The organism is Streptomyces sp. NPDC051452 (assembly GCF_044454765.1).
Taxonomy (GTDB): domain Bacteria; phylum Actinomycetota; class Actinomycetes; order Streptomycetales; family Streptomycetaceae; genus Streptomyces.
Genome location: NZ_JBITEB010000007.1, coordinates 44,562 through 66,005, shown reverse-complemented (window position 1 = coordinate 66,005; position 21,444 = coordinate 44,562). Strand labels below are relative to the sequence as shown.

Sequence of the window (21,444 nt, the reverse complement as noted above, 5' to 3'; positions counted from 1 at the left end):
GGCGTCTCTTCTGGGGTGGTTTTTCAGTTAACCTCCCGGGGGGGGGGGTGTGGGGGTGCGGGGGGGGGGGGGGGGGGCGGGGGCGCCCCCCCCCCCCCCGCCCCCCCCCCCGCCGCCCCATGCGGTCACAGAGCGGTCCCTGTGACCACAGAGCGCCCTGTGGTCACAGAGCGGTCAGATGCCCCGGCTGCTCCGGTTGCCGGGGCACCAGCGCCGGTTCCGCCGTCGCCGTCCCCGGCTCCAGCGCGAGCACCGCGGCGACCGGGTGCTCGTCGTGCTCGTGGTCTGCGTAGTCGGCGTAGTCGGCGTAGTCGGCGTAGTCGGCGTGGTCCTTGTGGTCGCCGTGGTCCGTGTCCTGTCCGACCTGTCGGTCGTATCCGCCGTGCACCTCGTGCCCCTCGTGTGGGGTGCCGGTGCGGGTGAGCAGGAGCACGCCCCAGGCGGAGACGCCCGCTCCCGCCACGGCGAGCGCGATTCCGCCGGTGCCGCCCCGCAGTCCCTGCCCCAGCAGGGTGAGGCCGATCACCGCCGCGGCCACCGGGTTGGTGAGGGTCACCACGGCCAGCGGTGCGCCGAGGCCCCCGCGATAGGCCGTCTGCGAGAGCAGCAGCCCGCCGACCGCGAACGCGGCGACCAGTACGGCGACCAGGACCACCTCGACGCCCAGCGCCGGGCCGGAGCGGTCCGTGGCCGCCACGGTCACCGTCTGGGTCAGTGCGGAGGCGACACCGGAGGCGAACCCGGAGGCGGTCGCGTGCCTGAGACCCGGCCGGGCGCCGGGGCGGGACAGCATGCCGATCGCGACAGCGGTCGTACCGGCGACCGCCAGGGCCTCGGTCAGCGACAGCACCCGTGCCGGGGCCGGTCCGGAGGCGGTGACCAGGAGCGCGGCGAGCCCCAGCAGGGTCAGCGCCGTACCGCGCCACTCCGCCGTGCTGACCCGGCGCCCGGCCGCCCGCGCCCCGAGCGGTACGGCCGCGACCAGGGTGAGGGCACCCAGCGGCTGGACGACGGTGAGCGGGCCGTACTTGAGGGCGACCACATGCAGCAGGGCCGCCGCCGCGTTCAGGCCGACCGCCGACCACCAGGCACCGGTGCCCAGCAGCCGCAGCAGGCCCGCGCCGCTGCCGTGCGAGGCGAGACGTTCCTGGGCGACGGCCGCCAGCGCGTAGGCGACGGCCGAGATCAGCGACAGGCCCACGGCGACCAGTGCGGCGGCGCTCATCGGCCCGCTCCGACCAGGACGGACGGGCCGGTGGTGAGCGGCCGCGTGTCGGGCCGCGCCGTGCCGGCGGTCCGCCGTGGCGGATGGACGACCGCGAGGGCGACGCCGAGCATCGCCGTCGCGACGATCGAGTCCAGCCAGTAGTGGTTGGCCGTGCCGACGATCACCAGCAGGGTGATCAGCGGGTGCGCCAGCCACAGCCAGCGCCACCGGGACCGGGTGGCGACGATCAGGCCGATCGCCACCATCAGCGCCCAGCCGAAGTGCAGCGAGGGCATCGCGGCGAACTGGTTGGACAGATGGTCGCTGGACGGCGGGCCGTACACCGACGGGCCGTAGACCCGGGCGGTGTCCACCAGGCCGGTCCCGGTCAGCATGCGCGGAGGGGCCAGCGGGAACGTGAACGGCAGCACCAGGGCGGCCGAGGTGAGCAGGGCCAGGACCCGGCGGGCCCACACATAGTGCGCGGGGCGCCTGAGGTACATCCAGATCAGGAAGGCGAGCGTGGCCGGGAAGTGGACGGTCGCGTAGTAGGCGTTCGCCAGGTGCACGAGGGTGTCGCCGTGCAGCAGTGCGGACTGCACGGATATCTCGTCGGGCAGATGCGCCGCTCGTTCGAGGCCCCACACGTGGTGGGCGTTGCGGAAGGCGTCCCCGGTATGACCGGTGGCAAGCTGCCGGCCGAGCTTGTAGACGAGGAAGAGCCCCGCGACGAGCAGGAACTCACGTATCAGGGCCGGGCGCGCGGTCGCGTCCGGCTCCGCTGCTGCGGCTTCGGGCTCCTTGCGGGCGTTCATCCCCCGGCCCCTTCACTGGCGGTGGTGCGTGTGTGATGCGTGTGGCGGCAAACCATCGATACGACAGCGTACCGATACGCCAGTGTACCGATACGGCTCGGTACCGGTACACTGGCGTATCGATTGATGTGCGCCACACTGGAGACCACACGAGTGAGGGGAAGAAACGCATGACGTCGCAGGCCGCGGACGGACCGGAGACGGCCGCTTCCTCGCGCCGCTCCAAGATCACGCCGGAGCGTGAGCGGGAGTTCTTCGACGCCGTGCTGGACCAGATCCGCGAGTGCGGCTACGACTCCGTCACCATGGAGGGCGTCGCCACCAGCACCCGCTGCAGCAAGTCCACGCTCTACCGGCAGTGGAAGACCAAGCCCCAGTTCGTCGCGGCCGCGCTGCGCGCCAATCGCAAGGTGCGCTTCGCCGGTATCGACACCGGATCGCTCGCGGAGGACCTGCGCCAGGCCGCGCGGGCCGCCGGGGACTGGTCCAACAAGGACACGACGCTGATGCAGGCGCTCGGGCACGCGGTCACGGCCGACCACGAACTGGCCCAGGCGCTGCGCGAGGCACTCGTCCTGCCCGAGATCGCCGCGCTCCAGGACATGCTGGACCGGGGCGTGCGGCGGGGCGAGGTGGCGGCGGGCCACCCCGCGCTGGAGTACATCCCCGCCATGATGTTCGGCGTCCTGCGGGTACGGCCCGTGCTCAGCGGCCAGTACGCCGACGCCGACTACCTCGTCCGGTTCGTGGAGGCCACCGTGCTGCCCGCGCTCGGACTGAGCCGAGACCCAGGTCGCCGTTCACGGGATGACTGAACGGTGACCTGCTCGCGCCGCACCGTGGGGACGGGGGCGGCGCGCACCCCCGGCCGGGTGGGGTTCCTCTTGAGCGGAGAGGTGCCCCACCCGGCCGATTTTCGTCTCCCGAGGCCGTCAGACGTCCTGCCCCGGACCGCCGGCCGACGAGACCTTGATCCCCTTGAGGATCTCGTCGACGACCGACAGGCTCTGGCCGACGTCCACGCCGAAGCGCACCACCACGATCCGCTGGGTGTCGTTGGGGGAGGGGAAGGCCACCGACTCGACGTAGCCGTCGGAGCCCTTGCTGGTGACCGCCTTCCAGCGCACCAGGTAGCCCTTCTGCCCGGCCACCGTCACCGCCTTGGACGCCAGCACCTGGTGCGAGGTGATGCTGCCGTAGGTGGTGCCGCCGTACGACTGCTTGGCGTTGGCCGCGATGTCCGCCTTGGCGACCTCCTCGGCCGTGCCGCCCTTGATCCCCAGCGCCACCGCGGGAGCGGTGTAGGCGCCGCCCGCCGTGCAGGTCTGGGTGGCGTTGCCCGGGCACTTGTAGGAGTCGTCGGAGGTCACCTGCGCGCCGAGGCGGATGGTCCCTCCGCTCCACCCCTTGGGCACCGGCAGGCTGATGCCGTTGACCGGGTCCGGCACCGTGCCGCCGCCCTTCACCTTCGGCGCCTCGGACTGGTTCGGCGAGGGCGAGACACCGCCCGGACCGCCGCCGGACCCATCGGAGCCGCCCGATCCCCCCGGCCCGCCGGAGCCGCCCGGGCCGCCGAACGGCCCGCCCCGGCCGCCCTCCTGGCCGCCTCGCGGACCCTGTCCGGACCCGGCGCGATCCCCGCCGGGGCCGTCGCCCTGGGCGAGGGCGTACACGCCGACTCCTATGCAGGCCAGAACCGCGGCCGCCACGCCGACGGCTATGCCGTTGTGCAGCCGCCGCCGGGATCCGTCCACGGGCCGGCCTGGCGGGGCCACCGGATAGCCCGGATATCCGGGCTGGGCGGGATACCCCGGGGCGGCGCCGTAGCCGGCGGGCGCCGGGGGCGCCGGCTGCCGCGCCGGCGGGCCCCATCCGCCGGCCGTACCGGCGGAGCGCGTCTGGTCCGTCCAGGCCTTGCCGTCCCACCAGCGCTCGGTGGGCGGACCGTCATTCGTCTGCCCGGGGTCGGGGTACCACCCGGGAGGAGTCACCTGCGTCATGTCCCCACCGTATGAGGCGACGGTGAAAGGGGGATGAGAGGATCCGCCGCCAAGGGCGCGGACCGGAACATTTCGCTCCAGGATTTCTCGTGCCCCCCCACCCGTGACCCTCCACCCCGTGACTCCCCGTCACTCCGTCACCACCAGCCGCTCGGGTCCGCGGGTCGCGGCCGGTGGCAACCGGAAGCCCTCCCCACCCGGTGTCAGCGAGCCCAGCACACGGGCCCGGCGGGCGCCCGTGCTGCGCGGATCGGTGCCCGGCAGGCCGTGCGCGGTCAGGAAGCCGAGCACCGCGAACGCGTACGCCTCCTTCGCGGCGGCGGGCAGGCCCAGCTCGTCCGAGGCGCGCACCGGGACCCCGGTGAGCAGCCGCCGCAGCGCCCCTGCCAGCACCGGGTTGCGCATGCCCCCGCCGGAAGCGATCACCTCGGTGGCGCCGAGCGAGCGCACCGCGTCCGTGACCGTCCGGGCCGTCAGCGTGGTGAGGGTCGCCAGCACGTCCTCGGGGCGGCCGCCGTCGAACAGTCCGGCCGCCCGCAGATACCCGGCGTGGAACAGCTCCTTGCCGGTCGTCTTCGGCGCAGACCGCGTGTAGTACGGCTCCGCGAGCAGCCGCTCCAGCAGCAGCGGGTCCGTCGTGCCGCGCGCCGCCAGGGCACCGTCCGCGTCGTACGCGAGCCGCCCGCCGCTGAACTCCCGCACCGCCGCGTCCAGCAGCGCGCAGCCGGGACCGGTGTCGAACGCGGTCCCGTCGGGGGCGGTCAGATTGGCGATGCCGCCGATGTTCAGCGCCACCGGCCTGCCCGGTCTGCCGCGCAGCCACAGCAGATCGACCAGGCTCACCAGCGGGGCGCCCTGGCCGCCCGCCGCGACGTCGCGCGCCCGGAGATCGGCGACCACCGGCAGCCCGGTCGCCTCCGCGATCCAGGCAGGCTGCCCCAGCTGGAGCGTGCCGTGCACCCGGCCGTCCGCCACCCAGTGGAACACCGTCTGCCCGTGCGAGGCCACCAACTCCGCCCGTCCCTCGCACAGTTCGCGGTCCGCTCGGATCGCCGCCGCGGCGAACGCCCGCCCGATGCCGGTGTCGAGCCGGCACACCTCGGCGAGCGGTACGGCGGCCGGTGGCAGCGCCGCGGCCAGGGCCGCCCGCAGACCCTCGTCGTACGGGGTGCTCACCATCCCCAGCGGTCGCAGTGTCAACGTGCCGTCGGCAAGCCGCAGTTCGGCCGCCGCGGCATCCACGGCGTCGTACGACGTCCCCGACATCAGTCCGATCACCAACACCGGCTCAGCTCTTCCTTCCCACGGGCCGGCGCAGCAGCGCCAGGGCGCTCACCGCGCAGACGGCGGTCACGTAGTAGGCGGGCACGTCCGGGTTCCCGGTGCGCCGTACCGCCTCCGTGATGATCAGCCCCGCACAGCCGGCGAACAGGGCGTTCGACAGGGCGTAGGCGAGCCCCAGCCCCGTCCAGCGCACCCGGGCGGGGAACATCTCGGCGAGCAGTGCCGGTCCCGGCCCCGCCATCAGCCCGACGATCGCGCCCGCGCCGGCGAGAGCCGACGCCCGCACCGCGACCGACGCGCCCGGATCCCGCAGGAGGCCGAGCAACGGCAACGCCGTCGCCATCACCAGCAGGGACCCCGCGAGCAGCACCGGCCGCCGCCCGACCCGGTCGCTGAGCAGCCCCGCCGGCAGAATCGCCGCCGCGAAACCGGCGTTGGCCGGCACGGCGGCGGCCAACGCGTGCCGCAGGTCCGCGTGCAGCGCCAGCTGGAGATACGAGGGCAGCACCACCAAAAAGGTGTACCCGGCCGCGGCCCACCCCGACACGCACCCCACCGCGACCGCGACGGCCCCCCACCCGATCCGCGCCGCCTCCGCCCCCGCCGCCTCCGCGCCCTCCGCCGACCCGGGGCGCGGGCCCACGCGCCGGGCCGCGACCCCCACACCCGGCGCGAGGGAAGCAGCCGCATCCGCCCGCCCCCGGCCGAGCGCCGTGAACGGACGCGGTTCCGGCAGGCCCGTGCGCAGCCACAGGGCCGTCAGGCCCAGCGGCAGGGCGAGCAGAAAGGGCAGGCGCCAGCCCCATGAGGTCAGTTGGGCGTCGGTGAGTGCCGTCGCCGTCGCCGCCGCGACGGCCGCCCCGCCCAGCAGGCCCAGCGCCACCGTGAACGACTGCCACGCCCCGTACAGCCCGCGCCGGCCCGGTGGCGCCAGCTCGGTCAGCAGGGACACCGCGCCACCGAACTCACCGCCCGCCGCGAGCCCTTGGACCACTCTCAGCAGGGTCAGCAGCCAGGGCGCGAGGGCACCCACGGTGTCGTACGCCGGGAGCGCGCCGATCAGCGCCGTCGCACCCGACATCAGCGCGACCACCCCGATCAGCACCGGCCGCCGCCCCAGCCGGTCGCCCAGCCTGCCGAACACCACCGCCCCGAGCGGCCGGAAGAAGAACGCCAGCGCGAACGAGGCGTAGGTCCGCACCAGCGCCTCGGCCGCCCCGCCGCCCGCCGGAGCGAAGAACCGCTCCGCGAGCACCGTGGCCAGGAAGCCGTAGACGCCGAACTCGTACCACTCGACGAAGTTCCCCGCCGACCCCGCCACCACCGCGCGGACCGACGGCCCCCGCGGCACCGCGCGGCTGCCGCGAACCGCTCTCATGGAAGACACCGTTGACGCTCCGTCCGCTGCTGACCGGCTGGTCGGGGCGGGCGCGCGTCGCCCGGCCGCACCCGCTTTCACCCGGCGGGGCAACAGCTGCCCCGACCGCCCACCACACATCCCACCGGACGGCTACGCTCGGGGTCTGTACGTCATTCGGGCGACCTGGGGAGGTAACGGGATGACGGAGGGACGGCCGCCGGTGGCTGCCTCGGCTGCCCTGTGGGAGCGGGACGCGGAGATCGCCACCGTCGCGCGGGCGCTCGACGTCCTGTGCGCCGACCGGTCCTCGGCGGGCAACCTGCTCGTCTTCCGCGGCGAGGCCGGGCTGGGCAAGACCGCACTGCTGCACGAGACGCGCCGCATCGCCGAACGCCGCGGCTGCACGGTCTGGTCCGCCCGCGGCGCCGAGACCCTGAGGTCCGTCCCGTTCAACGTGGTCCGGCAACTGCTCCAGCCCGCACTGCTGTCACTGCTGCCGGAGGAGGCGCGGGAGTACCTCGGCGACTGGTACGACATCGCGGGTCCCGCCCTCGGCATAGTCGACCCCCAGGAGAGCAGCCCCGACCCGCAGTACGTCTGCGACGGCCTGGTGGCGGCGGTGCGCCGGCTCGCCCGCCGGGAGTGGCCGCTCGTCCTGCTCATCGACGACGCGCACTGGGCCGACCAGGAGACCCTGCGCTGGCTCGCCGCCTTCGCCGAACGCCTGGCCGACCTGTCCGTCCTCGTCGTGATCGCCCGCCGCCCCGGCGAGGTCGCCGGGGACAGCGCCCGCCATCTCGACACGGTCGCCGCCGCGGGCCGCCCCATCGAAACCCTCAGCGCCCTCACCCCCGACGCCACCGCCGGACTCACCCGCGCCACCGTCGGGCGCCACGCCGACGACGCCTTCTGCCGCGAGGTCTGGGCCGTGACCGCGGGCAATCCCTACGAGACCGTCGAACTCCTCGCCAAGGTGCAGGACAGCGAAGTCCAGCCGGTCGAGGCCCGGGCCGGAGAACTCCGCGCCCTCAACCGCGCCGCACGCGGCGGCGGACTGGTCGACCGGCTCAAGGGCCTCGGCCTGGAGGCCACCCGGTTCGCCTGGGCGGCCGCCATCCTCGGCACCCACATCACCGTCGACATGGTCGCCCGCCTCGCCACCATGCCGGACGACGTCGCCGCCCACTGCGCCGAACTGCTCTGCAACGCCCGCATCCTGACCGCGCCCGACCCGGCGAGCGGCGCCGAACACGAGGAAGGCGAGCTGGAGTTCGTCCATCCGCTGATCGCCACCGCCGTCTACAACTCCATCCCGCCCGGTGTCTGCACGGCGATGCACGGCGTCGCCGCCCAGATCATCACCGAGTTGTCCCGCGGCGCCGCCGAGGCGGCCCGGCACCTGCTCAAGGTCCACCCGGACGACGACGAGGAACTCGTCGAGCAACTGCGCGAGGCGGCCCGCGAACATCTCGCCGTCGGCGCGCCCGACGCCGCCCGCCGCTGTCTGGAGCGCGCCCTCGAAGAGCCGCCCCGCCCCGAGGTCCACGCGCATGTCCTCTACGAGCTGGGCTGCGCCACCCTGCTGACCTCGCCCGCCGTCACCATCGACCATCTGCAGAACGCGCTGGGCACGGCCGGCCTCGACGGTGACGACCGCGTCGACGCCGTGGTCCGGCTCTCCCAGGCGCTGCTCCACAACGACCAGTTGGAGGAGGCCGTCCGCACCGTCGAGGCCGAGGCCGCGCGGCACGAGGCCGGACCCGTCCGGATGCGGCTGCAGGCGTTCCAGTACATGTGGGAGGGGATCCACGGCGAGACCGTCTCCACGGCCCGCTCCCAGAGCCTCGCCGAACTCGCCGGCACCTGCACCGGCCGGGACAACGCCGAACGAGCCCTGCTGATCCTGCGCGGCTTCGACGCGATGACCCACGGCGAGAGCGCGGCCGAGGTCCTCGAACTGTGCGACCGGGCCCTCGTCAACGGCCGCCTCGCTCCCGGTCTCGGCTGGACCGACCCCGAATGGGGCATGGAGCTGCTGATGATGCTGGGCAGCGCGTACGCCTATGCCGACCGGCTCGACCGTGCCGAGAGCCTCTTCGCCGAAGCCCGGCGGGTCTACACCGGTGCCGGCTGGCGCGGCGGACACCTTTCCCTCGCCAACGCCTTCCTCGGCCTCGCCTACCGCAGACAGGGCAGGCTCAAGGACGCCGAGGCGACCCTGCGCGAGGGCCTGGCCCTCGCCGAACGCGTCGGCCGCCGCCTGCCGCTGTACTGGTCCTCCACCTGCGGCCTCGTCGACACCCTGCTGGCGCGCGGCCGGGTCGACGAGGCCTGGGCGATCGCCGAGCAGTACGGCTTCGCACCGCCGTATCCCTCGACGATCGTGCTGCCCGACATCCGTTCCGTGCGCGGCCGGCTGCTGCTCGCCGTCGGCCGCACCGAGGAGGGCGTCAACGAACTCGAGGCCGCCGAGAAGACCGCCACCTCCTGGGGCGGCCACAACCCGGTCCTCGCGCCCTGGTCCATCGACCTCGCCAAGGCCCTCGCCGGAAGCGACCCGGCCCGCGCCGCCCGGCTCGCCGCCGATGCCCGCGCGCAGGCCGAACGCTTCGGTACGGACACCGCCATCGGCGAGGCCCTGCGCTGCGCGGCCGCCCTGGAGACCGGAGAACGCGCGGCCCGCCTGTACGCCCAGGCGGTCACCTACCTGGAGGCCTCGCCCTGCCAGTACGAACACGCGGCGGCCCGCGTCGAGTACGGCATCGCCACCGGCTCGGCCGCGGAACTCGAGCGGGGCCTGGACCTCGCCCTGGCCTGCGGAGCGGACGGCCTGGCGGCGCAGGCGACGGCGGCCCTGCGGGACCGGCGCGTCGGCTAGGACAGCCGCACGGGCGAGGTTCGGCGTTCGTGCGCACGGGTACCCGGCCGCCCACGCACACAGCACGCGGACACCGCGCGCCGGTTGCGCGAACCGGCGCGCGGACGAGGCAAGGGAGCGCGACGCCATGAAGGCAGTGACCTGGCAGGGCAGGCGGGACGTACGGGTGGAGGACGTGCCCGACCCGCGGATCGAGGAGCCCACCGACGCCGTCATCCGCATCACGTCCACCGGTCTCTGCGGCTCCGACCTGCACCTGTACGAGGTGCTCACGCCGTTCATGACCCCGGGAGACATCCTCGGGCACGAACCCATGGGCATCGTCGAGGAGGTCGGCACCGAGGTGACGGGTCTGCGCCCCGGCGACCGGGTCGTGGTGCCCTTCCAGATCGCCTGCGGGCACTGCTTCATGTGCGGCACCGGACTGCCCACCCAGTGCGAGACCACCCAGGTCACCGGCGAGGGCATGGGCGCGGCCCTGTTCGGCTACACCCGGCTGTACGGCGCCGTGCCCGGCGGCCAGGCCGAGTATCTGCGGGTCCCGCAGGCGCAGTTCGGTCCGATCAAGGTGCCCGAAGGGCCGCCGGACGACCGTTTCGTCTACCTCTCCGACGTGCTGCCCACCGCCTGGCAGGCCGTCGAGTACGCCGCCGTGCCGCCCGGCGGGACCGTCGCCGTCCTCGGCCTCGGCCCGATCGGTGACATGGCCTGCCGGATCGCGCTGGCACGCGGCGCCGAGCGGGTCTTCGGCGTCGATCTGGTGCCCGAGCGGCTCGCCCGGGCGAACCGGCGCGGTGTGGAGACCTACGACCTCAGGACCTTCGACGACGAGAAGGCGCTGGTCAACGCGATCCGCGACGAGACCGGCGGCCGGGGCCCGGACGCGGTGATCGACGCCGTCGGCACGGAGGCGCACGGCAGCGCGGCCGCCAAACTGGCCCAGTCGGCCACCGCGCTCCTGCCCCGCAAGCTCAGCGCGCCCCTCGCGGAACGCTTCAGCGTCGACCGGCTCGGCGCCCTCCACATGGCCATCGACCTGGTCCGGCGCGGCGGCACGATCTCCCTGAGCGGTGTCTACGGCGGCATGGCCGACCCGCTGCCGATGCTCACCCTGTTCGACAAGCAGATCCAGATGCGCATGGGCCAGGCCAACGTGCGCCGCTGGAGCGACGACATCATGCCCTACCTCACCGACGAGGACCCCCTCGGCGTCCAGGACTTCGCCACGCACCGGGTGCCGCTCGCCGAGGCGCCGCACGCCTACGAGATGTTCCAGCGCAAGCAGGACGGCGCCGTGAAGATCCTGATGCAGCCGTGAGCCGGGCGGTCACCGCGCGCCCGTGAGCCGGGGCAGCGGGGAACGGGGGAGGCCGGCGGGGCCGGCGCTCACCCGGCGGTGCCCTTCTCGCCGAGGATCTCCGCCAGGTCGTAGCGCACCGGCTCCTCCAGCTGGGTGTACGTGCAGCTCTCCGCCGTACGGTCCGGGCGCCAGCGGCGGAAACGGGCCGTGTGCCGGAACCGCTGGCCGTTCTCCATGTGGTCGTAGGCCACCTCGGCCACCCGCTCGGGCCGCAGCGGCACCCAGGACAGGTCCTTCTTGCCCGACCAGCGGCTCGGCGCCCCCGGCAGCCGGGCCGACTCGTGGGCGGCCTCGTCCGACCAGGCCGCCCACGGGTGCCCGGTCACGTCGTCCATCCGCAGCGGCTCCAGTTCCTCGATCAGTTCGGCCCGGCGTTTCATCGGGAAGGCGGCCGCCACGCCGACGTGCTGCAGCGCGCCGCGCTCGTCGTACAGCCCGAGCAGCAGCGAGCCGACCACCGGGCCGCTCTTGTGGAGGCGGTACCCGGCCACGACGACGTCCGCCGTCCGCTCGTGCTTGATCTTGAACATGGCCCGCTCGTCCTGCCGGTAGCGCAGCGTGAGCGGCTTGGCGACGACACCGTCGAGCCCGGCGCCCTCGAACCGCTCGAACCACCGCCGGGCCACACCGATGTCGGTGGTCGCGGGCGCCACGTGCACCGGCGGGGTCGCCCGGGCGAGAGCCTCCTCCAGCAGCGGCCGCCGCTCGGTCAGGGGCACGTCGACCAGCCGCCGGTCGTCCAGCGCCAGCAGGTCGAAGGCGACGAACGACGCCGGGGTCCGCTCGGCCAGCGTCCGCACCCGGGAGGCCGCGGGGTGGATGCGCTCGGTCAGCGCGTCGAAGTCCAGCCGGCCGTTCCGCGCGATCACGATCTCCCCGTCCAGGACGCACCGCTCGGGCACCCGCTCCCGCAGCGCCGCCACCAGCTCGGGGAAATACCTGGTCAGCGGCTTGCCCGTACGACTGCCCAGCTCGATGTCGGCCCCGTCCCGGAACACGATCGAGCGGAATCCGTCCCACTTCGCCTCGTAGTGCATGCCGGGCGGAATCTCCGCCACCGACTTGGCGAGCATGGGCTTCACGGGCGGCATCACCGGCAGATCCATGGTCCGATTCTGCTCGCCCCGGCCCGCCGCCGCCCGGTGTGCGAGCCGTGCGGGGTGCGCCTACCGTTGCCGCATGGGCGATGCGGTGGAACTGGAGGTCGGCGGCCGGACCGTACGGCTGTCCAGCCCGGACAAGGTCTTCTTCCCGGAGCGCGGATTCACCAAGCTGGACGTCGCCCGGTACTACGCCGCCGTCGCGCCCGGCATCCTGCGCGCCCTGCGCGACCGCCCCACCACGCTGGAGCGCTACCCGGACGGCGTCGGCGGCGAGTGGTTCTACCAGAAGCGGGCGCCCAAGGGCATGCCCGACTGGATCCCCACCGCGCACATCACCTTCCCCAGCGGGCGCAGCGCGGACGAGATGTGCCCGACCGAAGAGGCCGCGGTGGTGTGGGCGGCGCAGTACGGCACCCTCACCTTCCATCCCTGGCCGGTGCGCGCCACCGATGTCGACCACCCCGACGAGCTGCGCATCGACCTCGATCCGCAGCCCGGCACCGACTACGCCGACGCCGTCCGCGCCGCCCATGAACTACGCGCCGTACTGGAGGAGTTCGGCGGTCTGCGCGGCTGGCCCAAGACCTCCGGCGGCCGGGGCCTGCACGTCTTCGTCCCCGTCGAACCGCGCTGGACCTTCACCCAGGTGCGGCGCGCGGCGATCGCGGTCGGCCGGGAGATGGAACGCCGGATGCCGGAGCACGTGACCATCAAGTGGTGGAAGGAGGAACGCGGGCGCCGCATCTTCCTCGATTACAATCAGACGGCTCGCGACCGCACCATCGCCTCCGCGTACTCGGTACGCCCCCGGCCGAACGCCCCCGTCTCGGCGCCGCTGCGCTGGGAAGAGGTCGGCGTCGCGCACCCGACCGACTTCGACATCGCCACCATGCCGGCCCGCTTCGCCGAACTCGGGGACGTACACGCGGACATGGACGACCACGCCTACTCCCTGGACGCGCTGCTGGAGCTGGCCCGCCGCGACGAACACGACCACGGGATGGGCGACCTGCCGTATCCGCCGGAGTACCCGAAGATGCCCGGTGAGCCGAAGCGGGTCCAGCCGAGCCGCGCGCGACGCGAGGCGACCTCCTAGGGCATCTCTTTCCGGCCTTGCCGGGTGGGCCATGCGGCGCCCCCGGTCCCGGCCGGCCTGATCCGCAAGAAGGGCCCTGCCCCGGTGGCGCACGCGCGTTCCGGGGTCTTGGGCGGTGTGTCCGGCTCCCGGATATCCTGGCCCGCAGCCGCCGATGAGGAGTCCCGAAGTGACCGAGGCAGTGTCGCGTCCCACGCTGGAGGCCGTGGCCGCGCGAGCCGGCGTGTCCCGGGCCACCGTGTCCCGGGTGGTCAACGGCGGGGACGGGGTGCGGGAGTCCCTGGCCGAGCGGGTCCGCCAGGCCGTGGCGGAACTCGGATACGTCCCCAACCAGGCGGCGCGCAGCCTCGTCACCAAGCGGCACGACGCCGTCGCGGTCGTCATCGCCGAGCCCGAGACCCGGGTCTTCACCGACCCCTTCTTCGCGCTCCAGCTGCGTGGCATCAGCAAGGAGCTCACCGCCCACGACAACCAGCTCGTCCTGCTGCTCACCGAGGGCCGCGACGACCACGCGCGCGTGGCCCGCTATCTGGCCGGGGGGCACGTCGACGGCGCGCTCGTCTTCTCCCTGCACCTGGACGACCCGCTGCCCGCACTCATCCGGGCCGCCGGTGTGCCCACGGTGTTCGGCGGGCGGCCCGGCTGGGGCGACTCCTCCCCCGAGGGGATCACGGACGCGGTGTATGTCGACTGCGACAACCGGGGCGGGGCGCGTACGGCCGTACGGCATCTGGTGGGCCTCGGCCGCCGGCGCGTCGCGCACATCACCGGGGCCCTGGACCAGACCTCGGCGGTGGACCGGCTCGACGGGTACCGGGACGTCATGCGGGAGGTGTCGGGCGAGAGCGATCCCCGGCTGGTCGAGGAGAGCGACTTCACCCCGGCGGGCGGGGAACGCGCGATGCGTGCGCTGCTGGAGCGCTGTCCGGACGTGGACGCCGTGTTCGCCGCGAACGACCTCACCGCGCTGGGCGCCCTGCGGGTGCTGCGCGAGCGGGGCCGGCGGGTGCCCGAGGACGTGGCCGTCATCGGCTTCGACGACATGGTGCCCGTCGCCGAGCAGAGCGACCCACCGCTGACGACGGTGCGTCAGGACATTGAGAAGATGGGCCGGCTGATGGCCCGTCTGCTACTGGCCGGCCCCACCCGGGAACCGGCCCCGGCGGTGATCCTCCCGACCCACTTGGTACACCGGTCCTCCGCCTGACCCACCCATGACCGTCCTCAAGGCACCCCTCAGGGCCCCGGCACCTCGCTCTTGATCACGGCGAACCGCGCCCCGTTCGGATCCGCGAGCTTCGCCACGCGCCCCACACCCGCCACGGTCACCGCGGGCGCTCGCACCGTCCCGCCGAGCCGCCGGGCCCGCTCGACCACGGCGTCGGTGTCCTCGACCTCGATGTACGGCAGCCAGTAGGCGTCCGCCTCGTCCGGGGCGTCGGCCAGCGGCACCATGCCGCCGAACACGGCGTCCTCGCCGGCACCGGCCGGATTGACACAGGTGTACGTCCCACCGGGGCGCCCGGCCGACGTCTCCAGGCCGAGCACCCGGTGGTAGAACGCGGCGGCCGCCGCGACGTCCGGGGTGTACAGCTCGACCCAGCGCAGCGCGCCCGGTTCGCCCGCCGCGTCCACGCCCTCGGTCATCCCGGGCTGCCAGATCCCGAACGGCACACCCGCCCGGTCGGCGAGGACCGCCATGCGGCCCTCGCCCATCACGTCCGTGGGCGGAAAGAGCACGCTCCCCCGCGCCTGTTCGGCCGCCTCGGCGGTGGCCCGCGCGTCCTCGCTGCGGAAGTACACCGTCCACGCGGGCGGCCCCTGCCCTGGGCCGGTCCGCATAGCGCCCGCCACGGTCCTGCCGTCCAGCTGGAAGAACCCGTACCCCCCGGCGTCCGGCCCCGCCGACCGGAACCGCCAGCCGAAGAGCGAGCCATAGAAGGAGCCGGCGGCGTCGATGTCGGGCGTACCGACGTCGATCCAGTTCGGGGCGCCGTCGACGAAACGGGTGGTGAGCATCTTCGCCCTCCTCGCAAGGGGTCCCGTCCTCTGCACTGCAGAGTCTGGCACCGCCCACCGACACGCGCCGCCGGAGCACCGCGCCGCGGTTTTCCCGCCGCGCCCGCGCGCCGCCGTGCGCGGACCGGTGCCGCGGGAGCATCATCGGGGCGGCCGGGGGCCCGGGGCGACGGCGTTGACCGCGCGTTGATCGAACGTTTTTCGCCCCACGGCACGATCCTGGCCATGCACTTCGAAACCATCACCCCGGCCGACGACACCTGGCAGGCGCAGGCCCTGTGCGCGCAGACCGGGCCGGACTTCTTCTTCCCCGAGCCCGGCAGCTCGGTGCGCGAGGCGAAGCGCATCTGTGCGATGTGCGAGCTGCGCCCGGCCTGTCTGGACTACGCGCTCGCCAATGACGAGCGCTTCGGCGTCTGGGGCGGACTGTCCGAGAAGGAACGCCTGGCCCTGCGGCGCGTCTCCCGCTGAATTCCCGCCCCTACGACGACCGGCGCGGTGGTCAGCCGCCGGCGCGCGCCGCCATGCGGGCCTTGCGGGCGGCCAGCCGCTCGTCGAACTTGGCGGCCTCGGCGTCCAGGCCGCCCAGGTACAGGCCGAGTTCCTCCTGCGCCTTGCACCCCTGCGGTCCGAGGCCGTCGATCTCCTCGATCTTCAGGAAGCGCAGCACCGGCTGCAGGACGTCGTCGTGGTGGATGCGCAGGTTGTAGACCTCGCCGATGGCCATCTGCGCGGCGGCCCGCTCGAAGCCGGGGATGCCGTGACCGGGCATACGGAAGTCGACCACGACGTCACGGACCGCCTGCATGGTCAGATCGGGGGCGAGTTCGAAGGCGGCCTTCAGCAGGTTGCGGTAGAAGACCATGTGGAGGTTCTCGTCGGTCGCGATGCGCGCCAGCATGCGGTCGCAGACCGGGTCGCCGGACTGGTGGCCGGTGTTGCGGTGCGAGATACGGGTGGCCAGCTCCTGGAAGGCGACATAGGCGACCGAGTGCAGCACCGAGTGCCGGTTGTCGGACTCGAAGCCCTCGCTCATGTGCGACATCCGGAACTGCTCCAGCTTGTCCGGGTCCACCGCGCGCGAGGTGAGCAGGTAGTCGCGCATCACGATGCCGTGCCGGCCCTCCTCGGCCGTCCAGCGGTGCACCCAGGTGCCCCAGGCGCCGTCGCGGCCGAAGAGCGAGGCGATCTCGTGGTGGTAGCTCGGCAGGTTGTCCTCGGTGAGCAGGTTGACCACGAGGGCGATGCGGCCGACCTCCGTCACCTTGGACTGCTCCTTGCCCCAGGCCTCGCCGTCCTCGAAGATGCCGGGGAAGTTGCGTCCGTCGCTCCACGGGACGTACTCGTGGGGCATCCAGTCCTTGGCGACCTTCAGGTGCCGGTTCAGTTCCGTCTCGACCACTTCCTCCAGCGCGAACAGCAGCCGCGCGTCGGTCCAGGCGGACGGGCTGCCGAGGTGAGGGGAAGTGATCGTCACGGAAACTCCAGGGGGACGCCGAACGGGGGGAGGGAGAGATGGCCCGGCGAGCGGTGCCGGGAGACTACGAGATCGTAGGCTACGAATCCGTAGGTTACGAAGCCGTAGGTTAAGACCGCCGTAAAGATCGCTGATCAGCAGGTGTCCCCTCGCCAGTCCGGGGCGTGTTGCCGGGATACGCCGAGCGGCCCCGCACCCCAGGTCCCGGGGCTGACCGGGTGAGGCGCGAACCCGGTCAGGCGTACAGCTCCCGCAGACGCACCGAGAGACAGGTCACACAGCCCTCGAGTTTCTCGAACTCGCCGATGTCCACCGTGACCACGTCGTGCCCGAGGTCGGTCAGCAGCTCCGCGGTCTTCGGGGCGCTCGCGGCCATCAACAGCTTGCCGCCGCCGAGCACCACCACATGCGAGCCGGGCTCCTCCGGCACCGCCAGGAAGCCCGGGAACAGCGAGGGCCGGTCGACCTTCGGGATGTGCCCGATCACCGTGCCGTCCGGCAGTGCGGTCACCGCCGACTTCAGGTGCAGCACCTTGCTCACCGGTACGGCCACCACACGGGCCCCGAGCGGCTCGAACGCGGCCCGCAGCTGCTGCACGCCGGCCGCGTTGGTCCGCCCGCCCCGGCCGACGTAGACCGTGTCGCCCACCTTGAGGACGTCACCGCCCTCCAGCGTCCCCGGCTCCCAGATCCAGTTCACCGAGCAGCCGAGGCGGGCCACCGCCTCCTCCACACCGGCCGTCTCCGCCCGCCGGGACTCGGCCCCGGGCCGGGTGATCAACGCCACGTTCCGGTACATGACGACGGTGTCCTCGACGAACACCGAGTCCGGGCAGTCGTCGGCCGGTTCGACCTCGACGGTCTCCCAGCCGTGCGCGTTCAGCGCCTCGACGTAGGCCTCCCACTGCTCCGTGGCGAGCCCGACGTCGACCCGCTCCCGCTCGATGTGTGTCACCAGGCCATCGGCGAGGCGGGGGCCGGGGCGGCGGACGAGGGCCTTCTTGCTGGGCACGAGGGGCCTTTCGTGTCGGTCGGGACGGTTCCGAGGTGCCGGCGGTGCGGCACCGGTCCGCCATCATGCAGGGCGCCCGGCCCCGGACAAAACCCCCCGTGACCAGGCTGTGGCCCGCTCGATACGTCGGCCCCGGCCCCCTCAGGCGGGGGAGTCGACGTCTTCGGGGCCCTCGGCGTCCTCGGGGGCGATCTCCCTCAGTTCTCCCTCCTCCATCAGCAGCCAGCGGGTGATCCCGACCGACTTCAGGAACGGCAGGTCGTGACTGGCCACGAGCAGCGCGCCCTCGTACGACTCCAGAGCCGAGGTCAGCTGCCGGACGCTGGCGATATCCAGGTTGTTGGTCGGCTCGTCGAGCAGCAGCAGCTGAGGGGCCGGCTCGGCGAGCATCAGCGCGGCCAGGGCCGCCCGGAAGCGCTCGCCGCCGGAGAGCGTCGCCGCCGTCCGGTCGGCACGCGCCCCCCGGAACAGGAAGCGGGCCAGTCGGGCCCGGATCCGGTTGTTGGTGGCGCCCGGCGCGAACCGGGCCACGTTCTCGACCACCGACAGACGGTCGTCGAGGACGTCCAGCCGCTGGGGCAGGAACCGCGACGGGACGTGTGTCGACGCCTCGCCCGACACCGGCTCCAGTTCGCCGGCGACGGTCCGCAGCAGCGTCGTCTTGCCGGCGCCGTTGCGGCCGATCAGCGCGATCCGCTCCGGGCCGCGCAGATCGACGACGCCCTCGACGCGAGCCCCGTAGGCCATCGTCAGGTTCCGCAGGGTGAGGACCTGACGGCCGGGCGGTACGGCCGTGTACGGCAGGTCGACCCGGATCTCGTCGTCGTCCCGTACCGCCTCCGCCGCCTCGTCCAGTCGTTCCCTGGCCTCGGCGAGCCGCTCCTCGTGCAGGATGCGGTGCTTGCCGGCGGACTCCTGGGCCGCGCGTTTGCGGTTCCCCATGACGATCTTCGGCTCGCGCTTCTGTTCGTACATCTTCTGTCCGTACCGCTTGCGGCGGGCCAGTTTGACCTGGGCGTCGGCCAGTTCGCGTTTCTGCTTGCGCAGATCGGCCTCGGCCACACGCATCATCCGCTCGGCGGCGTCCTGTTCGACGGCGAGGGCCGCCTCGTAGGCCGAGAAGTTGCCGCCGTACCAGGTGACCTCGCCCGAGCGCAGCTCCGCGATCTGGTCGACCAGGTCGAGCAGTTCCCGGTCGTGGCTGACCACGACCAGCACGCCCGGCCAGGACGCGACGGCCTGGTACAGCCGGCGGCGCGCGTACAGGTCGAGGTTGTTCGTCGGTTCGTCGAGCAGCAGGACGTCCGGGCGGCGCAGCAGCAGGGCGGCGAGCCGCAGCAGCACCGACTCGCCGCCGGACACCTCGCCGACGGTACGGTCCAGACCGATGTGGCCGAGGCCGAGTTCGCCCAGGGTGACCAGGGCGCGCTCCTCGACGTCCCAGTCGTCGCCGAGCGTCTCGAAGTGCTCCTCGGCCACGTCGCCCGACTCGATGGCGTGCAGCGCGGCCCGCCGGCCGGCGATGCCGAGCGCCTCGTCGACGCGGAGCGTGGTGTCGAGGGTGACGTTCTGCGGGAGACAGCCGATCTCGCCGCTGACCTTGACCGTGCCGTCGGCCGGGGCGAGTTCGCCGGCCAGCAGCTTCAACAGGGTCGACTTACCGGACCCGTTGACGCCGACGAGCCCGGTCCTGCCGGGGCCGAAGGCGATGTCGAGCCCGTCGAAGACGGCGGTGCCGTCGGGCCAGGCGAAGGACAGGGACGTGCAGGTGAGGGAAGCTGACATGGGTGCCTCGCGAAGGGTGCGGGTGCGGGTGGACGCGTGTCGAGACACCGCGAGGCGGAAACCGAAGGTCTGGGCACTGGGAGGCCACGGGAGAAGGCCTGTGCCGGGGGACGGCTCGGACGCCGAGGTCGTACGCCGCGCACACCTCACCGGTGCGACGCGATGCCTCAAGACCTCAGACGAGCAACGTCCTTCTCCAATCGACGGCAACAGAACCGATATACACCGTAGGAGGGGGCCATCGGCCTGTCAACGCGATTAACGGCCCCCGAGGCGCGCGTTCGCGCTCAGCAGGCGTCCCGCATCAGCTCGGCCAGGCCGTCGTCCAGGTCCAGCTGGAGGTGCTCGTGGCCGACCGGCACCAGCTCGCCGGTCGCCGCGAGGAACCGCCGTATCTCGCCGGAGCGCACATGCACGACCGCGGTGCCCTCGGGCGCGTGGAACTCCAGGACCGTCCGGTCGTACCCGTACGGCCGTACCCGGACGTCCCCCTGGCCCTCGGCGTCCTGGAGACCGGCGGTCAGCAGCTCCCGGGAGAAGGTCCAGCAGACCTCGACGCCCTCCAGGGTGGCCGGCGCCGGGAAGGTCATGCGGACGGCGAAGGGATCGCGCCGGTCGTAGCACAGCGTGGCGGGGATGCTCGGCATACGGGGTGCGGCGGCGACGAGGCGGGCCTCTACGAGCTGCTCGATGACGGTGGACAACGCCTTGCTCCCTCGTGACGGCTGGACTACGCCCGGATGTGCGCCACCCGGCACTGGAAGAGACGACGGAATCGGCCGACGCGTGCACACGAACAACTAGTGACCTCGGTCACCGCCTCCATGCGTGGCCAGTGACGGATGTTCCCCGCGCGCCGCAAGGGACGGAGGATGGGGCCCTCTGGACGCTGCGACGGCCATCGGCTAGCTTCGCCCGCCATGAGGCGCTTGGGGAGCACGCGACGCGGGGGACGGACGGGCAGGCTGACGGCGGCGGGGGTGGCCTGCGGGGCGGCACTCGCCGTGCTGACGGTCCCGGCCGCCGAGGCCGGCCCGCTTCCGCAGGGGGCCCCGCGACCGGCGCACGCGCACTGGGAGGCGAAGGACCCCGGCACCCCGCAGGTCCGCTTCCGGGGGCTCGCGGCCGTAAACCGGCGCACCGCCTGGCTGGCCGGCACCGGCGGCACCGTGCTGCGCACCACCAACGGCGGAACGACCTGGCGGAACGTCTCTCCGCCGGAGGCCGCGGGGCTCGAGTTCCGGGACGTGCAGGCCTTCGACGCGCGCCGCGCGGTGGTGCTGGCCATCGGAGAGGGCGAGGACTCCCGGGTCTACCGCACCGACGACGGCGGCTCGACCTGGACGGAGTCCTTCCGCAACCCCGACCCGAAGGCGTTCTACGACTGCCTGGCGTTCTTCGACCGCCGCCACGGCCTCGCCCTGAGCGACCCCGTGGACGGAAGGTTCCGCATCCTGTCCACCGGCGACGGCGGCCGCTCCTGGCGGGTGCTGCCCTCCGACGGCATGCCGCCCGCCCTGGACGGCGAGGCGGGGTTCGCGGCCAGCGGCCAGTGCCTGGTCACCGCCGGTCCGAGGGACGTCTGGCTGGCCACCGGCGGCGGCGCCCACGCGCGCGTGCTGCACTCGGCCGACCGCGGACTGACCTGGACGGCCGCGGCGACACCCGTGCCGGCGGCCGACCCGGCCAAGGGCGTCTTCGCGCTCGCCTTCCGCGACCGCACCCACGGCGTCGCCGTCGGCGGCGACTACCGCTCCGACCGGCCCTCCCCGCTCGCCGCCGCCGTCACCACCGACGGGGGCCGCACCTGGCGGCCCGCCACCACGCCGCCGCCCGCCTACCGCTCCGGCGCGGCCTGGCTGCCGCACAGCCGAACGGCCGCGCTCGCCGTCGGACCCACCGGCACCGACCTCACCTCCGACGGCGGTCACACCTGGCGGACCATCGACACCGGCTCCTACGACACCGTCACCTGCACCGCCGATCTGAGCTGCTGGGCGGCCGGCGAGCGGGGGAGGGTCGCCCGCCTGGAACGCTGAACCCGGCGC

The 21,444-nt window shown here is 73.4% G+C and carries 18 protein-coding genes; 7 read left to right on the top strand and 11 right to left on the bottom strand.

Annotated features, from left to right (window positions below):
* Nucleotides 1-163: 163 nt before the first annotated feature.
* The gene (locus ACIBA9_RS18610; protein ID WP_399364220.1) at nucleotides 164-1,225 is read right to left on the bottom strand and encodes a hypothetical protein; all 1,062 of its coding nucleotides are present in this window, start codon (nucleotides 1,223-1,225) and stop codon (nucleotides 164-166) included.
* Nucleotides 1,222-2,022 carry a phosphatase PAP2 family protein gene (locus ACIBA9_RS18605; RefSeq protein WP_399364218.1) on the bottom strand — a complete coding sequence of 267 codons (801 nt, stop codon included), beginning with the start codon at nucleotides 2,020-2,022 and terminating at the stop codon, nucleotides 1,222-1,224. Before ACIBA9_RS18605 ends, ACIBA9_RS18610 begins: the two co-directional genes overlap by 4 nt.
* Before the next feature lie 170 nt (nucleotides 2,023-2,192).
* On the opposite strand from ACIBA9_RS18605, the gene ACIBA9_RS18600 reads away from it, so the two are divergent.
* Nucleotides 2,193-2,837, top strand: coding sequence for a TetR/AcrR family transcriptional regulator C-terminal ligand-binding domain-containing protein (locus ACIBA9_RS18600; RefSeq protein ID WP_399364216.1), 645 nt, complete (start codon nucleotides 2,193-2,195; stop codon nucleotides 2,835-2,837).
* Between the two features lie 117 nt (nucleotides 2,838-2,954).
* On the opposite strand, the gene ACIBA9_RS18595 is transcribed toward ACIBA9_RS18600, so the two are convergent.
* The 3 genes from ACIBA9_RS18595 to ACIBA9_RS18585 all read right to left on the bottom strand — a co-directional run bounded on the left by ACIBA9_RS18595 (nucleotide 2,955) and on the right by ACIBA9_RS18585 (nucleotide 6,684).
* The gene (locus ACIBA9_RS18595; protein WP_399364214.1) at nucleotides 2,955-4,022 is read right to left on the bottom strand and encodes a DUF2510 domain-containing protein; all 1,068 of its coding nucleotides are present in this window, start codon (nucleotides 4,020-4,022) and stop codon (nucleotides 2,955-2,957) included.
* 129 nt (nucleotides 4,023-4,151) lie between these two features.
* Nucleotides 4,152-5,306: an anhydro-N-acetylmuramic acid kinase gene (locus ACIBA9_RS18590; RefSeq protein ID WP_399364212.1), complete on the bottom strand. Its 1,155-nt coding sequence runs from the start codon at nucleotides 5,304-5,306 to the stop codon at nucleotides 4,152-4,154.
* A 4-nt stretch (nucleotides 5,307-5,310) separates the two neighbouring features.
* Nucleotides 5,311-6,684: an MFS transporter gene (locus tag ACIBA9_RS18585; protein WP_399364210.1), complete on the bottom strand. Its 1,374-nt coding sequence runs from the start codon at nucleotides 6,682-6,684 to the stop codon at nucleotides 5,311-5,313.
* Between the two features lie 181 nt (nucleotides 6,685-6,865).
* Between ACIBA9_RS18585 and ACIBA9_RS18580 the strand changes: the two genes are divergently transcribed.
* Nucleotides 6,866-9,544, top strand: coding sequence for an ATP-binding protein (locus ACIBA9_RS18580; RefSeq protein ID WP_399364208.1), 2,679 nt, complete (start codon nucleotides 6,866-6,868; stop codon nucleotides 9,542-9,544).
* Nucleotides 9,545-9,671: 127 nt separating this feature from the next.
* Complete coding sequence (locus tag ACIBA9_RS18575) at nucleotides 9,672-10,862, top strand: zinc-dependent alcohol dehydrogenase (protein ID WP_399364206.1); 1,191 nt, start codon at nucleotides 9,672-9,674, stop codon at nucleotides 10,860-10,862.
* Nucleotides 10,863-10,930: 68 nt separating this feature from the next.
* On the opposite strand, the gene ACIBA9_RS18570 is transcribed toward ACIBA9_RS18575, so the two are convergent.
* A complete protein-coding gene (locus ACIBA9_RS18570) occupies nucleotides 10,931-12,010 on the bottom strand; it encodes an ATP-dependent DNA ligase (RefSeq protein ID WP_399364204.1) in 1,080 nt (359 codons plus the stop codon).
* Between the two features lie 73 nt (nucleotides 12,011-12,083).
* On the opposite strand from ACIBA9_RS18570, the gene ligD reads away from it, so the two are divergent.
* Together ligD and ACIBA9_RS18560 are read left to right on the top strand one after the other, a co-directional pair.
* A complete protein-coding gene (gene ligD, locus ACIBA9_RS18565; RefSeq protein WP_362162697.1) occupies nucleotides 12,084-13,103 on the top strand; it encodes a non-homologous end-joining DNA ligase in 1,020 nt (339 codons plus the stop codon).
* A 169-nt stretch (nucleotides 13,104-13,272) separates the two neighbouring features.
* Nucleotides 13,273-14,310, top strand: a complete 1,038-nt coding sequence (locus ACIBA9_RS18560) for a LacI family DNA-binding transcriptional regulator (protein ID WP_399364202.1) — start codon at nucleotides 13,273-13,275, stop codon at nucleotides 14,308-14,310.
* 29 nt (nucleotides 14,311-14,339) lie between these two features.
* On the opposite strand, the gene ACIBA9_RS18555 is transcribed toward ACIBA9_RS18560, so the two are convergent.
* Complete coding sequence (locus ACIBA9_RS18555; protein ID WP_399364200.1) at nucleotides 14,340-15,122, bottom strand: VOC family protein; 783 nt, start codon at nucleotides 15,120-15,122, stop codon at nucleotides 14,340-14,342.
* Between the two features lie 225 nt (nucleotides 15,123-15,347).
* On the opposite strand from ACIBA9_RS18555, the gene ACIBA9_RS18550 reads away from it, so the two are divergent.
* A complete protein-coding gene (locus ACIBA9_RS18550; protein ID WP_362162702.1) occupies nucleotides 15,348-15,593 on the top strand; it encodes a WhiB family transcriptional regulator in 246 nt (81 codons plus the stop codon).
* A 31-nt stretch (nucleotides 15,594-15,624) separates the two neighbouring features.
* On the opposite strand, the gene ACIBA9_RS18545 is transcribed toward ACIBA9_RS18550, so the two are convergent.
* The 4 genes from ACIBA9_RS18545 to ACIBA9_RS18530 all read right to left on the bottom strand — a co-directional run bounded on the left by ACIBA9_RS18545 (nucleotide 15,625) and on the right by ACIBA9_RS18530 (nucleotide 20,100).
* Nucleotides 15,625-16,599, bottom strand: coding sequence for an acyl-ACP desaturase (locus tag ACIBA9_RS18545; RefSeq protein WP_399364197.1), 975 nt, complete (start codon nucleotides 16,597-16,599; stop codon nucleotides 15,625-15,627).
* 235 nt (nucleotides 16,600-16,834) lie between these two features.
* Nucleotides 16,835-17,611: a dimethylargininase gene (gene ddaH, locus ACIBA9_RS18540; RefSeq protein ID WP_399364195.1), complete on the bottom strand. Its 777-nt coding sequence runs from the start codon at nucleotides 17,609-17,611 to the stop codon at nucleotides 16,835-16,837.
* A 141-nt stretch (nucleotides 17,612-17,752) separates the two neighbouring features.
* Nucleotides 17,753-19,396 carry an ABC-F family ATP-binding cassette domain-containing protein gene (locus tag ACIBA9_RS18535; protein ID WP_399364193.1) on the bottom strand — a complete coding sequence of 548 codons (1,644 nt, stop codon included), beginning with the start codon at nucleotides 19,394-19,396 and terminating at the stop codon, nucleotides 17,753-17,755.
* A gap of 287 nt (nucleotides 19,397-19,683) precedes the next feature.
* Nucleotides 19,684-20,100, bottom strand: coding sequence for an SsgA family sporulation/cell division regulator (locus tag ACIBA9_RS18530; RefSeq protein ID WP_362162710.1), 417 nt, complete (start codon nucleotides 20,098-20,100; stop codon nucleotides 19,684-19,686).
* Nucleotides 20,101-20,316: 216 nt separating this feature from the next.
* Here ACIBA9_RS18530 and ACIBA9_RS18525 point away from each other — a divergent pair, with 216 nt between their 5' ends.
* Nucleotides 20,317-21,435: a WD40/YVTN/BNR-like repeat-containing protein gene (locus ACIBA9_RS18525; RefSeq protein WP_399364191.1), complete on the top strand. Its 1,119-nt coding sequence runs from the start codon at nucleotides 20,317-20,319 to the stop codon at nucleotides 21,433-21,435.
* Nucleotides 21,436-21,444 lie beyond the last annotated feature (9 nt).

Bases quoted from the DNA above. Each gene is read 5' to 3' on its own strand.
- ACIBA9_RS18610 (WP_399364220.1), bottom strand. From the start codon at position 1,225: ATGAGCGCCGCCGCACTGGTCGCCGTGGGCCTGTCGCTGATCTCGGCC.
- ACIBA9_RS18605 (WP_399364218.1), bottom strand. From the start codon at position 2,022: ATGAACGCCCGCAAGGAGCCCGAAGCCGCAGCAGCGGAGCCGGACGCG.
- ACIBA9_RS18600 (WP_399364216.1), top strand. From the start codon at position 2,193: ATGACGTCGCAGGCCGCGGACGGACCGGAGACGGCCGCTTCCTCGCGC.
- ACIBA9_RS18595 (WP_399364214.1), bottom strand. From the start codon at position 4,022: ATGACGCAGGTGACTCCTCCCGGGTGGTACCCCGACCCCGGGCAGACG.
- ACIBA9_RS18585 (WP_399364210.1), bottom strand. From the start codon at position 6,684: ATGAGAGCGGTTCGCGGCAGCCGCGCGGTGCCGCGGGGGCCGTCGGTC.
- ACIBA9_RS18580 (WP_399364208.1), top strand. From the start codon at position 6,866: ATGACGGAGGGACGGCCGCCGGTGGCTGCCTCGGCTGCCCTGTGGGAG.
- ACIBA9_RS18575 (WP_399364206.1), top strand. From the start codon at position 9,672: ATGAAGGCAGTGACCTGGCAGGGCAGGCGGGACGTACGGGTGGAGGAC.
- ACIBA9_RS18570 (WP_399364204.1), bottom strand. From the start codon at position 12,010: ATGGATCTGCCGGTGATGCCGCCCGTGAAGCCCATGCTCGCCAAGTCG.
- ligD (WP_362162697.1), top strand. From the start codon at position 12,084: ATGGGCGATGCGGTGGAACTGGAGGTCGGCGGCCGGACCGTACGGCTG.
- ACIBA9_RS18555 (WP_399364200.1), bottom strand. From the start codon at position 15,122: ATGCTCACCACCCGTTTCGTCGACGGCGCCCCGAACTGGATCGACGTC.
- ACIBA9_RS18550 (WP_362162702.1), top strand. From the start codon at position 15,348: ATGCACTTCGAAACCATCACCCCGGCCGACGACACCTGGCAGGCGCAG.
- ACIBA9_RS18535 (WP_399364193.1), bottom strand. From the start codon at position 19,396: ATGTCAGCTTCCCTCACCTGCACGTCCCTGTCCTTCGCCTGGCCCGAC.
- ACIBA9_RS18525 (WP_399364191.1), top strand. From the start codon at position 20,317: ATGAGGCGCTTGGGGAGCACGCGACGCGGGGGACGGACGGGCAGGCTG.